11 protein-coding genes are annotated in these 12,595 nt (G+C 70.0%); 8 read left to right on the forward strand and 3 right to left on the reverse strand.

Annotated elements, in window-relative coordinates:
* Nucleotides 1-55: 55 nt before the first annotated feature.
* A complete protein-coding gene (locus ACFWP7_RS33495; RefSeq protein WP_384389306.1) occupies nucleotides 56-970 on the forward strand; it encodes an MBL fold metallo-hydrolase in 915 nt (304 codons plus the stop codon).
* A gap of 125 nt (nucleotides 971-1,095) precedes the next feature.
* Here ACFWP7_RS33495 and ACFWP7_RS33500 read toward each other — a convergent pair whose 3' ends face one another.
* Nucleotides 1,096-2,283 (reverse strand): PucR family transcriptional regulator, encoded by a 1,188-nt coding sequence (locus tag ACFWP7_RS33500; RefSeq protein WP_384389308.1) that lies wholly within the window; start codon nucleotides 2,281-2,283, stop codon nucleotides 1,096-1,098.
* A 164-nt stretch (nucleotides 2,284-2,447) separates the two neighbouring features.
* Between ACFWP7_RS33500 and ACFWP7_RS33505 the strand changes: the two genes are divergently transcribed.
* The 3 genes from ACFWP7_RS33505 (at nucleotide 2,448) to ACFWP7_RS33515 (ending at nucleotide 5,658) form a co-directional block, all read left to right on the forward strand.
* On the forward strand, nucleotides 2,448-3,374 hold the full coding sequence (locus ACFWP7_RS33505; RefSeq protein ID WP_384389311.1) for a proline dehydrogenase family protein: 927 nt from the start codon (nucleotides 2,448-2,450) through the stop codon (nucleotides 3,372-3,374).
* A 31-nt stretch (nucleotides 3,375-3,405) separates the two neighbouring features.
* A complete protein-coding gene (pruA, locus tag ACFWP7_RS33510; protein ID WP_384389314.1) occupies nucleotides 3,406-5,037 on the forward strand; it encodes an L-glutamate gamma-semialdehyde dehydrogenase in 1,632 nt (543 codons plus the stop codon).
* An 84-nt stretch (nucleotides 5,038-5,121) separates the two neighbouring features.
* Nucleotides 5,122-5,658 (forward strand): GNAT family N-acetyltransferase, encoded by a 537-nt coding sequence (locus tag ACFWP7_RS33515; protein ID WP_384389316.1) that lies wholly within the window; start codon nucleotides 5,122-5,124, stop codon nucleotides 5,656-5,658.
* Between the two features lie 7 nt (nucleotides 5,659-5,665).
* On the opposite strand, the gene ACFWP7_RS33520 is transcribed toward ACFWP7_RS33515, so the two are convergent.
* Nucleotides 5,666-6,658: an NADP-dependent oxidoreductase gene (locus ACFWP7_RS33520; protein WP_384389319.1), complete on the reverse strand. Its 993-nt coding sequence runs from the start codon at nucleotides 6,656-6,658 to the stop codon at nucleotides 5,666-5,668.
* Between the two features lie 101 nt (nucleotides 6,659-6,759).
* Here ACFWP7_RS33520 and ACFWP7_RS33525 point away from each other — a divergent pair, with 101 nt between their 5' ends.
* Nucleotides 6,760-7,659: a LysR family transcriptional regulator gene (locus tag ACFWP7_RS33525; RefSeq protein WP_384389321.1), complete on the forward strand. Its 900-nt coding sequence runs from the start codon at nucleotides 6,760-6,762 to the stop codon at nucleotides 7,657-7,659.
* 272 nt (nucleotides 7,660-7,931) lie between these two features.
* Nucleotides 7,932-8,075 (forward strand): hypothetical protein, encoded by a 144-nt coding sequence (locus ACFWP7_RS33530; protein ID WP_384389324.1) that lies wholly within the window; start codon nucleotides 7,932-7,934, stop codon nucleotides 8,073-8,075.
* A 102-nt stretch (nucleotides 8,076-8,177) separates the two neighbouring features.
* Here ACFWP7_RS33530 and ACFWP7_RS33535 read toward each other — a convergent pair whose 3' ends face one another.
* The gene (locus tag ACFWP7_RS33535; RefSeq protein ID WP_384389327.1) at nucleotides 8,178-9,773 is read right to left on the reverse strand and encodes a purple acid phosphatase family protein; all 1,596 of its coding nucleotides are present in this window, start codon (nucleotides 9,771-9,773) and stop codon (nucleotides 8,178-8,180) included.
* Nucleotides 9,774-9,927: 154 nt separating this feature from the next.
* On the opposite strand from ACFWP7_RS33535, the gene ACFWP7_RS33540 reads away from it, so the two are divergent.
* Both ACFWP7_RS33540 and ACFWP7_RS33545 read left to right on the forward strand, forming a co-directional pair.
* The gene (locus tag ACFWP7_RS33540) at nucleotides 9,928-10,971 is read left to right on the forward strand and encodes a 3-isopropylmalate dehydrogenase (RefSeq protein ID WP_384389329.1); all 1,044 of its coding nucleotides are present in this window, start codon (nucleotides 9,928-9,930) and stop codon (nucleotides 10,969-10,971) included.
* A gap of 455 nt (nucleotides 10,972-11,426) precedes the next feature.
* A complete protein-coding gene (locus ACFWP7_RS33545) occupies nucleotides 11,427-12,515 on the forward strand; it encodes a branched-chain amino acid aminotransferase (RefSeq protein WP_384389332.1) in 1,089 nt (362 codons plus the stop codon).
* The last annotated feature ends 80 nt before the right edge of the window (nucleotides 12,516-12,595 follow it).

Raw genomic sequence — 12,595 nt, forward strand, 5'->3', positions numbered from 1 at the left:
TGAATGAGCAGAACAGGCATTGGAAAGCTCATCTGTCGTACCTAGAGTCGAGGTCATGAAGAGCGAGAGCAGGCAGAGCATCGTGCTCGGCGATGTCGAGGTCATCCGAGTCGTCGAGTGGCAGGGGGCGTTCGCGCCCGCACGGGGCCTGGTTCCGGAGTCCGGCGCCGAGGTGTGGAAAGGCAACGAGGACTGGCTGACACCTGATCACTGGGAGTCGGACAGCGACAGGGCGGTGGTGGCGCTGCAGACCTGGGTGCTGCGCAGCGGCGGACGGACCGTCCTGGTCGACACCGGCGTCGGCAACGGGCGCGAGCGGCCCGGCTCGCCGCAGTTCCACCACTGGCAGGCTGATTTCCTGGGTGGGCTGGCGCAGGTCGGCGTCCGGCCGCAGGACGTCGACGTCGTCGTCAACACCCACGTCCACGGTGATCACGTCGGTGGGAACACCGTCGGTGTGGACGGAGGGTGGGAGCCGGCGTTCCCCAACGCCCAGTACCTCATCCCGGCCGCGGACGACTTCCACTTCGGCCCGGGCAACGCGTACGGGAACGGCCTCAGGGAGGACGACCGGCTGATCTACGAGGACAGCATCGCGCCCGTCCATCGGGCCGGGCAGGCTGTCCTGTGGGACGGCACCCACCGCATCGATGAACACCTCACTCTGGAGCCCGCGCCCGGTCACACGCCCGGCTCATCCGTACTGCGGCTCGCGTCCGGCGGCGACCGGGCGGTCTTTGTCGGCGATCTTCTGCACAGCCCGGTGCAGATCCTTGCACCCTCCTGCAACAGCTGCTTCTGTCTGGATGCGGATCAAGCAGCGGCCAGCCGCCATCGAGTTCTCGAACGAGCGGCCACCGAAAGGGAGTTGGTCGTCCCTGCACATTTCGGCGGGGCGGGCGCCGTGGAAGTCCGGCAAGAGGGCGGCGGGTTCACCCTCGGACGGTGGGCGGCCTACGGTACGGAGTAGGTCGGGTCAGCCGTAGCGACACCCGCCTCATCCTCGGCGCGAGGAGGGGAAGAGGGTGACCATCCGGAGCCGGTGCACACTGAACCTCGGAATTGCGCATCCATCGCGCAACTCACAGCACGGCGTCAGAGCCGCGCACCCTTCAACGCCATGTGCAGCAACAGCCGGTCCTCCCCGTCGTCCAAGTCGAGGCCGGTGAGCTGCTCGACCCGGGACAGGCGGTAGTACAGCGTCTGGCGGTGGATGCCCAACTCCGCTGCCGTGCGCCCGGCTTGGCCCGCGCAGTCGAGGAAGACCTCTGCCGTGCGGGCGAGTTCGCGGTGGACGGGTGCCAACAGCGTGCGTACGACGGGATCGTGGGCCGCGTCCGGAGGAAGGGACGTCAGGAGCCGGAAGGGTCCGATCGACGCCCACTCGGCGACCGGGCCGAGGCGGGGCTCGGCCAGTACGGCACGTGCGGCGGCCGACGCCTCCTGCCAGGCGGCTCCCAGCTCGGCCAGACCGGTGCGGGCTCCGGCGACACCGGCCGCCGCGTCCGCCGCGGCCTCCCGCACGAACCGCGAGGCCGCCGTCAGCGCCGGAGTCATCACCTCGGGCGACCGGAGCCGTACGAGCAGCGCCAGACTCTGCCCCGCAGCGCCCCACGGCACCGTGCACAGCGCGGTCGCCCCCGGCACCGTACGCACGGATGGGGCCTCGTCAGGGTCCGCGGAGGGCCAGGGGGCCACGCACACCACCGTGTGCAGGCCGTCGCCGCGTGTGCCAAGGGCCGTCCGCAGTTCGGCGACGGCCATGTCGCGCTGCCAGCCGCGCTCGGCGGTGAGGACGGCGCGGAGTTCGCGGGTGAGGTCGGCGCCGGCCTGTGCCTCGTCGGTGAGCAGGGCGCCGATGCGGGAGGCGACCTCCATGGCGGCGGTCAGCTGGTCCGCCGTCGGTCCCGGGTCGTCGTCGAGCAGCCAGACGTAGCCACGGACGACACCCCGATGGCGTACGGGAAGGCAGATCCGGCCCCGGTACACCCCCGCCTCCGGGGTGCGTGGAATGCGGACCGGGGCGGTGGCCCGGGTGATGCCGAAGCCCTCGAACCAGGTGCGCACTGCCGTGGTGGAGCGGCGCGTGAGGATCGAGCGGGCGCGCACGGGGTCGAGGGCGGAGGGATCGAGCTCGCCCTCGCTGTCGTAGGCGGCGAAGGCGATCAGCTCGAAGTCCCGGTTCTCCAGGGTCGCCGGCATGCCGAGGAGCGCCGAGATCTCGTCAACCAGCTCCTGATAGTCACCCCTGTATTCAGCCGTCACCCGGGCATTCTCCCGCATTTCCCCGAAGGCTTCATACATCTGTCTGAGATCCGGGGCACGGATGCGTGACAGCTGTCGATGGCAGACGATCGGAGGGATCCTTAGGTTTCACGGTGGTTGCCCGTGCCGTACCCGAATCGTCGGGATTCGGCCTCCTGCCGGCCTTGTTGTGGAGGTGCCCCGTGCTGGGTCCCGTGATTCTCGCCGCGTCGCGCAGCGACAGGATGCGCCGCTTCGTGTCGGCGGCCCCCGGAACCAAACAGGTGGTCGCCCGCTTCATCGCCGGCGAGTCGGTCGACCAGGTCGTACCGGTCGTACAGGACGCCTGCGCGAAGGGCCTCGCGGTCACCCTCGACGTCGTCGGCGAGGACATCACCACGCGTGAGCAGGCGTACGCCGCGCGGGACGCGTACCTGGAGCTCGTCGAGCACCTCAAGGCGCTGGACCTCGGCACCCGGGCCGAGATGTCGATCAAGCTGTCGATGTTCGGGCAGGCGCTGGAGGACGGGCACGAGCTGGCCCTCGCCAATGTCCGCCCGGTCGTCGAGGCCGCCGCCGCCATCGGCACCACCGTCACGCTGGACGCCGAGGACCACACCACCCTCGACTCGATGTTCGCCATCCACGAGGAGCTGCGGAAGGACTTCCCGGCGACCGGCTGTGTCATCCAGGCCTACCTGTTCCGCACCGAGGCCGACGCCCACCGCCTCGCCGGGAGCGGCAGCCGCGTACGGCTCGTGAAGGGCGCGTACAAGGAGCCCGCCGAGGTCGCCTACCAGCAGAAGGCCGAGGTCGACAAGGCGTACGTCCGCGTCCTGCGCGTCCTGATGGAGGGCGACGGATACCCGATGATCGGGTCCCACGACCCGCGCCTCATCTCCATCGCCCAGGAGCTGGCCCGCAGGGCCGGGCGCAAGCTCGACGAGTACGAGTTCCAGATGCTGTACGGCATCCGCGGCGAGGAGCACCTGCGGCTTGCCGCCGAGGGCCACCGGATGCGTGTGTACACGGCGTACGGCACCGACTGGTACGGCTACTTCATGCGCCGCCTCGCGGAGAAGCCGGCCAACCTCCTCTTCTTCGCCCGCTCGATCCTCACCAAGGGCTGACCCACCGCTCAGTTAAGGAGTCACGGACACCATGGACGCTGTAACCCAGGTCCCCACCCCCGTCAACGAGCCGGTGCACGGCTACGCCCCCGGTTCGCCCGAGCGCGCCCGCCTGGAGGCCAAGCTCAAGGAGCTGGCCGAGAACCCCATCGACCTGCCGATGACCATCGGCGGCGAGAAGCGCCTCGGCGGCGGCGAGGCCTTCCAGGTCGTCCAGCCGCACAACCACAAGGCCGTCCTCGGCACCGGCCGGGGCGCCACGCAGGCCGACGCCCAGGACGCGATCGACGCGGCCCTCGCCGCCGCGCCGGCCTGGCGCGCGATGTCCTTCGACGACCGCGCCGCGATCATCCTGCGCGCCGCCGAGCTGCTGTCGGGCCCCTGGCGCGAGACCCTCGCCGCCTCCACCATGCTCGGTCAGTCCAAGACCGCCCAGCAGGCCGAGATCGACTGTCCCTGCGAACTGGTCGACTTCTGGCGCTTCAACGTCAAGTACGCCCGTGACCTGCTCGCCGAGCAGCCCCCGGCGAACTCCCCGGGGGTCTGGAACCGCCTCGACCACCGCCCGCTCGAAGGCTTCGTCTACGCGATCACGCCGTTCAACTTCTCGGCGATCGCGGGCAACCTGCCCACCGCGCCCGCGCTCATGGGCAACGTCGTCGTCTGGAAGCCGTCGCCGACCCAGACGCACGCCGCCGTGCTGCTGATGCAGCTCCTGGAGGAGGCCGGTCTCCCCAAGGGCGTCATCAACCTCGTCACCGGTGACGGCATCGCGGTCTCCGAGGTCGCCCTCAACCACCGTGACCTCGCCGGCATCCACTTCACCGGCTCCACGAAGACCTTCCAGCACCTGTGGAAGACGGTCGGCGAGAACATCGCGAACTACCGCACGTATCCGCGGCTGGTCGGCGAGACGGGCGGCAAGGACTTCCTGGTCGCGCACCCCTCGGCGGACCGCGGGGTGCTCAAGACCGCGCTGACCCGCGGCGCCTTCGAGTACCAGGGCCAGAAGTGCTCCGCGACCTCCCGCGCGTACATCCCGGCCTCCATCTGGAACTCCGGCTTCAAGGAGGAGTTCGCGGCCGAGGTCGACTACCTGACCATGGGTGACGTCACCGACCTGGCGAACTTCGTCGGCGCGGTCATCGACGAGCGCGCCTTCGCCAAGAACAAGGCGGCCATCGACCGCGCCAAGGCGGACCCGACCTGCACGATCGTCGCGGGCGGCTCCTACGACGACTCGGTCGGCTACTTCGTGCGCCCGACCGTCGTCGAGTGCTCGGACCCCGAGAACGAGGTCTTCAAGACGGAGTACTTCGGCCCGTTCCTGGGCGTGCACGTCTACGAGGACGACCGTTACGACGAGATGCTCACGCAGATGGAGTCGGCGTCCGACTACGCGCTCACCGGCGCGGTCGTCTCCAACGACCGCGCGGCAGCCGCGTACACGATGGAAAAGCTCCGCTACGCGGCCGGCAACTTCTACATCAACGACAAGTCGACCGGCGCCGTGGTCGGCCAGCAGCCCTTCGGCGGCGGCCGTGCCTCCGGCACCAACGACAAGGCCGGAGCTCCGCAGAACCTCCAGCGCTGGACCCTGACCCGCGCCATCAAGGAGACCCTGGTCGCGCCGACCGACTACGCGTACCCGCACATGGGCTGACGCCCAAGGGTGCAGTTTCCGGGCCGGGCAGCCGCCGTTCAGGGTGGCCGTCCGGCCCGCACGCGTGCTGGGAATACTGAGCCCATGACCTCCCGACTGCGCACCGCCCACACCGCGGACCTCACACCCGCCGAACTCCATGCCGTCCGCGCGCTCCTGGACGACGCCTTCGAGGGGAACTTCAGCGACGAGGACTGGGATCACGGCCTCGGCGGCGTCCATGTGCTCGTGCGGGACGAGCGGGGACTCGCCGCACACGGCTCGGTGATCCAGCGCCGGGTGCTGCACCGGGGGCGCTCGCTGCGGGTCGGGTACGTGGAGGCCGTGGGGGTGCGCTCCGATGTCCGGCGTACGGGGCTGGGGGGCCGGGTGATGGCGGAGCTGGAGCGGGTGGTCGACGGCGCGTACGGGCTCGGTGCGCTGTCCGCGAGCGACGAGGGGGTGGCGCTCTACGTCGCCCGTGGCTGGCAGCGCTGGCCGGGTCGCATCTGTGCCCTCGGGCCGAACGGTGTCGTGCGCCTGCCGGACGAGGAGGGTTCCACCTTCGTACGGCCTGTCGCCGCCGGCCTCGATCCCGCGCACGAGCTGGTCTTCGACTGGCGTGACGGGGAAGTGCTCTGACGGTCCGTCAGGCCGCGCGCACGATCATCTTGCCGGTGTTGCCGCCCCGCAGCATGGACAGGAACGCGTCCACGATCCGCTCGAAGCCGTCGAGGACGGTCTCGTCCAGCGCGAGCCGACCACTGCGCAGATGCGGGACGGCGAACTCGTACAACTCTTCTTGTAAGTCAACGTAGTTGCGCACCAGGAAGCCCTCGATGCGCAGGCTCCTCTCCACGACGTCGGCGTGGTTGAAGTGGGCGGGCGGTGCGTCCGAGGTGTTGTACTGGCCGATCGTGCCGACCCGTACGACCCGGCCGCGTTCGCGCAGCGCGCCGATCGCGGCGCCGAGGTGGTCGCCGCCGACGTTGTCGACGAACACGTCGATGCCGTCCGGGGCGGCCTTGGCCAGGAGGTCGCTCACGGGGCCCGAGTGATAGTCGAACGCCTCGTCGTAGCCGACGTGTTCCTTCAGGTACGCCACCTTCGCCGCCGTTCCCGCGCTGCCCACCAGCCGTCCGGCGCCCAGCAGTTGAGCGAACCGTCCGGTGGCCGTGCCCACCCCGCCGGCGGCCCCGGAGACGAACAGGTCGTCGCCTTGCCGGAGTTGGGCGATCCGCGTGAGTCCGACGTACGCCGTCAGGCCGGTGCCGCCGAGGACGCTCAGGTGTGCGGAGAGCGGCACCCCCTCGTGGTGCGGGAGGCGTCTGGTCTCCTCGGGGCGGACGACGGAGTGGGTGCGCCAGCCGCGCCGGTGGAAGACGATCTCGCCCTCGGAGAGCGCCGGGTCCCGGGAGTCGATCACGCGGCCGATGGTGCGGCCCTCCAGCGGGGAGCCGAGCTCGAAGTCGCCGTCCATCATCTCGCGGTGGTAGGGGTCGACGGACCAGTAGAGGTTCTCGACGAGGGCTGTGCCGGGCGCGGGCTCAGGGACGGGTGACTCGGCGAAACGGAAGTGCTCCGGGGTGGGGAAACCGGTCGGGCGGGAGATCTGCTGCACGGTGAGCGCGATGTCGTTCATGAAGGGGACCGTAGTGAGGAATGCGGCCATCGGGCAGAGGGTTGCGCTCATGGAACGGCCGCATCCATGAGCCGTTCTCATGGAAGCAGGTGGGACCCCTGATGACTGGCGAAGACCTTGCCCCGCGGGAGCTGCGGACCCTCGTGGCCATCGCCCATGAGGGTGGCTTCTCGGCGGCGGCCGGCACGCTCGGCATGACACAGTCCGCGGTCTCGCACGCGGTGCGCGGCATCGAACGCAAGGTGGGCGTCGTGCTGTTCGAACGCGGGCGGCATGGGGCGCGCCCCACGTCCGCGGGGGAGCGGGCGGTGGCACACGCGCGGCGGGTGCTGCGGATGCTGGACACACTGGTCGCGGAGGCCCGGGGCGCGGGCGCCGGTCCCGGCGGCGCCGACACCGTCGCCGGGCCGCTGCGCATCGCCGCCTTCCGCAGCGCGGCACTGCACCTGCTGCCGCCCGCGCTGCAGCGGCTGGCGGCCCGGCATCCTGGTATCGAACCGACCGTGCGGGTGGTACGGGAGGTGGGGCCGGGCACGGCGGGTGAGGTGGTCGCGGGCCGGGCCGACATCGGGATCGCCACGCTCGGCACGAGCGCGCCCGTACCGCCGGAGCTGATCGGCGACGTACTCGTCGAGGAGCCGTACGCCCTGGTGCACCCGGCCGGTCATCCGGACCCGCGCTCGCTGCCGCTGGTCGACTGGACCGAGAACTGCTCCTCCTACACCCGGACCTGGTGGGCCGCTCAGGACTGGATCCCGTGCGCGACGGTCCATGCCGAGGACGACGGAGCAGTGCTCTCGATGGTGAGCAGTGGTCTCGGAATGGCCATCATGCCCGCGCTCTCGCTCACGAGTGCACCGCTCACAACCGAGATCACCGATCTCGGTCCGGAGCGCCCGACACGTTCGGTCGGGTACGTCACCACGTCGGAGCTTGCCACGACGGTCGCCGTTCGCGCGCTGATCAGGGAACTGCGGGCGTTGCATCCCCGGCGGGCGTGACCTCGGCCGGAATGTTTCCCCAGGTCAGGGCCTTGCGACCCGATCCGCCGTCTCAGATAGTAGGAAGTCCGAGTAATTGTAGAGACAGACGCGCGCTCCTCGCCTAGCTTTGTAGGAGCCGAACGTCTCGCTCGACCAAGCGAATGGCGGTCGTGAGCCGGAGCCTTTGGCAGGCAACCCCTGCGGCACCGCTCCCCGCCCCTTCCGGCGTCTCGAAACCCCACACCGCACTTCCGGCCGCCCCGCGTCCGGAGGCAAGGAGTCGATTCATCATGGCCGAGACGACCGTCCGCCGAGTCCGTCGTGTGTCCCGTACGAGCGTCTCTCGTACGAGCGAGTCCGACCGCAAGAACGCAGCCGCCGCTCTCCAGCGTGCCCTCGACCGCAGGGACAACGGCGGCGCGACGGGCCACTGAGGCCCGCCACTCATACCGGGAGCCGTGCCCGAACGGGGTGCGGTGCGGGGTCTTCACCCCGCGCCGCGCCCCGGAGTACTCGCGCCCCGCACTCCGGAGTGCTCACGCCCCGCGCCGCACCTCGAAGTAGTCGACGCGCCTGCCGCTCTGCGCCAGCGCCGACACCTTGAGCCGGGGCGCCGCGCCCGACTCCGCCTCCACCGAGAGGAAGGAGTAGCCGGTGTACCGCACGCGCGACCACTCCACGGTCTCGGCCTGCTGGTCCTGCGACTTCGTCCAGTGGAAGGTGTCCACCGACTCGCGGTCGGCGACCTTCCCCTCGTAGCTGTCCTCGACCCCGGCGGGGAAGCTGTAGAGGCTGCGGCCCGCCCCGCCCGCCGTGACGTACACGATCCCGTCGCGCGTCGGATCCGTGGACCCGCCGACCGGCACCGGCCTGCCCACCTTGCCGCCCTTGATGGCGTCGGTCCGCTCGTACACGTGGTTGTGCCCGTTGATCACCAGGTCCACCTGGTGCTTGGTGAACAGCGGCAGCCAGGCGTCCCGTACGCCCCCGTCGGAGGCGTGGGAGGACGTCGAGTACGTGCAGTGGTGGAAGAAGACCACGACGAAGTCGACGCTCCCGCGCAGTTCACCGAGCCGCTTGTCGAGCCAGGCGGTCTGCCTGCCGCCCGTGTAGCCCTGGTTGGCGGGGATCTCGTACGAGACGTCGTTCGCGTCCAGCGCGACGATCCCGACGTTGCCGTACGTGAAGGAGTAGGCGCCCGGCGCGTTCCGGGCGTCGAAGCCGTTGCCGGGGAGCGTCCAGCGGGCCGACTGTCCGCCGTATCCGTTCGGCGAGTACCAGGCCTCCATGTCGTGGTTGCCGGTGGTCACCATCCACGGCACCGACTTCGCCACCGACTCGGTCTGCTTCAGGAACAGGTCCCAGGCGCCGGGGTCGTAGGAGTCCGACTTCTCGCCGTGGCCGGTGACGTCCGCATAGCAGATGTCACCCGCGTGCAGATGGAAGGCCGGGCGGCGGCCGAGGATCAGCTTGTCGTTGGCGAGCGCGTCGGGGGTGACGCCCTGGTCACCGAAGGCGGTGAACACGAACTTGTCAGGGCTGGTGGCAGGAGCCGTGCGGAAGGAACCGACCGCGGAACGGCGCTCCTTGGACGCGGGGTCGAGCCCCTCGTGGCCGACGCCGTAGTAGTACGTCGTGCCGGGGCGCAGGCCGTCGAGCGCCGCGTGCAGGTAGTACTGGTCCAGCGTGAGCCGTACGCCGGTCAGCCCCGGGGTGTGCAGGTCGCGGAGTTCGGCGTCGACCTTCCTGCTCAGGTCCCAAGGCGCCAGGCCCACCCGGATGTACGGCTTCCTGACCGCGAGCGGCACCTGCCAGGAGATCCGCATCTGGGTCTTCGGGTCCGCGCCGAAGGCGAGATGACGGCCGAAGGGTGTGATGGCGGAACCGTGCACCAGCCCGGTGGCCGTGGCCGAGGGGTCCTTGGTGTCCGACGTGGTGCCCGACGCGCAGCCGGCCAGCAGTCCGCCGCCCGCCAGCGCACCCGCGGTCACCAGCGCGCGGCGCCGGGTGAGCTTCGTCCGCAGGTACTCGTGCTGCTCCGCCATCGTCATACGGCGGGCGAGCCGCGGCGGAATGCCGAAGTCGGGAAGGTGCGGGCCGGCGTCCATGCCGGGGTCCCTACCGGAGTCCATGCTGGGGTCCATGGTGGTGAACTTCCCATCAAGCCCCAACACCCGGCAAACCTATGGGTGAACGGAGGTCGACGGGTCGGTGCGGCACGGGGGGCGATGTCCGTATGGCGGACATGGCGTGTCATCCCATGGGACGAAGGAGTACGGTGCCGTCATGTCTCGCAGCATCAATCTCGCAGTGATTCCCGGTGACGGCATCGGCCAGGAGGTCGTGGCCCAGGGCCTCAAGGTCCTCTCCGCCGTCCTTCCGCAGGATGTGAAGCTGGAGACGAAGGAGTTCGACTTCGGCGCCAAGCGTTACCACGCGACCGGTGAGACCCTCACCGATGCCGATGCCGAGGCCCTCAAGCAGCACGACGCGATCCTGCTCGGCGCGATCGGTGACCCGTCGGTTCCGTCCGGCGTCCTGGAACGCGGCTTCCTGCTGAAGCTCCGCTTCCTCTTCGACCACCATGTCAACCTGCGTCCGTCGAAGCTCCTTCCGGGTGTGGCCACCCCGCTCGCCGGACAGCCGGAGATCGACTTCGTCGTGGTCCGTGAGGGCACCGAGGGCCCGTACACCGGAAACGGCGGCACCATCCGCAAGGGCACCCCGCACGAGGTTGCCACCGAGGTCTCCGTGAACACGGCCTTCGGCGTCGAGCGCGTCGTCCGCGACGCCTTCGCCCGCGCCCAGGCCCGCCCGCGCAAGAAGCTGACGCTGGTCCACAAGAACAACGTGCTGACCTTCGCGGGCCACCTCTGGACGAACGTCTTCAACAAGGTGGCCGAAGAGTTCCCCGAGGTCACCACGGACTACATCCACGTGGACGCCGCGACGATCTACCTCGTCACGGACCCCGCCCGCTTCGACGTGATCGTCACCGACAACCTCTTCGGTGACATCATCACCGACCTCGCCGCGGCCGTCTCCGGCGGTATCGGCGTCGCCGCGAGCGGGAACATCAACCCGTCCGGCGAGTTCCCCTCGATGTTCGAGCCCGTGCACGGCTCGGCGCCCGACATCGCGGGCCAGGGCAAGGCAGATCCCAGCGCCACGGTTCTCTCCGTCGCCCTCCTGCTGCGTCACCTCGGCTACGAGACCGAGGCCGCCCGCATCGAGGACGCCGTCGCCACCGACCTCGCCGAGCGCGTGGGCATGCCCGCCCGCTCCACCGAGGAAATCGGCGACGCGCTCGCCGTACGAGTAGCCGGCTGACCCCCCGCGCCACTTACGTTTCGTAGGAGCCGCCGGGTCGCATCCGCACCCGGCGGCTTTCGCTATGCCCTCGCCGGGTGTCACCATCTATCCCAGGGCAATCCCCGGGGCAATCCTCTGGGCCGCATTCACACCGTTTTCGTCCACGGCTCCACTCTTGCGATACTCGAACGCGGAGCCGCGGAATGAGGGAATGCTCGGACGTCCCAGGGCTTGTCCGACCATTCCCGTCGTCGCCCGGAGGGCGGCCTCGCGGGGTCAGGTGCGTGCTCTCGGCGTGCCGGGCGTGGACCCTCGTACTGGATGTACTTGGGTCTGCGTCCGGTGCGGCGAGAGTGCGTGCATGGCGTCGCGGGGCAGACGGGAATGGTCGGACAGGCCCTGGCACTGGCCACTGGCAGTACTGGCGTGAGCGCGGCCCGCCACACACATCATCCGGTGAAGGACATCCACTCATGACGACGCCCACGATCGAGCTCAAGCCCTCTTCGCAGCCCCGCTCCGCCGCGGAGCGCGAGGCGATCCTCGCCAGCCCCGGGTTCGGCCGCTACTTCACCGACCACATGGTGACGATCAAGTGGACCGAGGGCCGCGGCTGGCACGACGGCCAGCTCGTCCCGTACGGCCCGCTCTCCCTCGACCCGGCGAACATGACCCTGCACTACGCGCAGGAGATCTTCGAGGGACTCAAGGCGTACCGGCAGCCGGACGGCTCCGTCGCCACCTTCCGCCCCGACATGAACGCCAAGCGCTTCCAGTCCTCGGCCCGCCGCCTGGGCATGCCGGAGCTGCCGGTCGAGATGTTCATCGAGGCGTGCGACGTGCTCGTCCAGCAGGACAGGGCCTGGGTCCCGGCGCACGGCGGGGAGGAGTCCCTCTACCTCCGCCCGTTCATGATCGCGACCGAGGTCGGCCTGGGTGTGAAGCCCGCCAACGAGTACCTCTTCCTCGTCATCGCGTCCCCCGCGGGCGCGTACTTCCCGGGCGGTGTGCAGCCCGTGTCCATCTGGCTCTCCGAGGACCGCGTGCGCGCCGTCCCGGGTGGTGTGGGCGACGCCAAGACCGGCGGCAACTACGCAGCCTCCCTGCTCGCCCAGGCCGAGGCCGCAGCCAAGGGCTGCGCCCAGGTCGCCTACCTCGACGCCGTCGAGCACAAGTGGGTCGAGGAACTCGGCGGCATGAACCTGTACTTCGTGTACGGCGACAAGATCGTCACCCCCGAGTTGACCGGCTCGCTCCTCGCCGGCGTCACCCGCGACTCGCTCCTCACCGTCGCCCGCGACCTGGGCTACACGTCCGAAGAGGGCCGTATCTCCATCGAACAATGGCAGCGCGACTCCGAGAACGGCACTCTCACGGAGGTCTTCGCCTGCGGCACCGCCGCCGTCATCACCCCGGTCGGCACGGTCAAGCGCACCGGCGTCGAGTGGCAGCAGTCGGGCGGCGAGCCGGGCCCGGTCACCATGAAGTTGCGCGAGGCGCTCCTGGACATCCAGCGGGGTGTCAGCGGGGACGCGCACGGCTGGATGCACCGGCTGGGCTGACGGTGTTGTCCTGAATCCCGGCCCCCCTCCAAGAAGGGGGGCTGGGAAACGCTCCCAAAGGGGCGCGGGGAACTGCGCGC

Origin of the sequence: Streptomyces sp. NPDC058470 (genome assembly GCF_042721055.1) — a bacterium.
Taxonomy (GTDB): Bacteria; Actinomycetota; Actinomycetes; order Streptomycetales; family Streptomycetaceae; genus Streptomyces.

Coding starts and splice junctions, on each gene's coding strand:
- ACFWP7_RS33495 (WP_384389306.1), top strand. CDS start 56: ATGAAGAGCGAGAGCAGGCAGAGCATCGTGCTCGGCGATGTCGAGGTC.
- ACFWP7_RS33515 (WP_384389316.1), top strand. CDS start 5,122: ATGACCTCCCGACTGCGCACCGCCCACACCGCGGACCTCACACCCGCC.
- ACFWP7_RS33540 (WP_384389329.1), top strand. CDS start 9,928: ATGTCTCGCAGCATCAATCTCGCAGTGATTCCCGGTGACGGCATCGGC.
- pruA (WP_384389314.1), top strand. CDS start 3,406: ATGGACGCTGTAACCCAGGTCCCCACCCCCGTCAACGAGCCGGTGCAC.
- ACFWP7_RS33500 (WP_384389308.1), bottom strand. CDS start 2,283: ATGCGGGAGAATGCCCGGGTGACGGCTGAATACAGGGGTGACTATCAG.
- ACFWP7_RS33535 (WP_384389327.1), bottom strand. CDS start 9,773: ATGGACTCCGGTAGGGACCCCGGCATGGACGCCGGCCCGCACCTTCCC.
- ACFWP7_RS33520 (WP_384389319.1), bottom strand. CDS start 6,658: ATGAACGACATCGCGCTCACCGTGCAGCAGATCTCCCGCCCGACCGGT.
- ACFWP7_RS33545 (WP_384389332.1), top strand. CDS start 11,427: ATGACGACGCCCACGATCGAGCTCAAGCCCTCTTCGCAGCCCCGCTCC.
- ACFWP7_RS33525 (WP_384389321.1), top strand. CDS start 6,760: ATGACTGGCGAAGACCTTGCCCCGCGGGAGCTGCGGACCCTCGTGGCC.
- ACFWP7_RS33530 (WP_384389324.1), top strand. CDS start 7,932: ATGGCCGAGACGACCGTCCGCCGAGTCCGTCGTGTGTCCCGTACGAGC.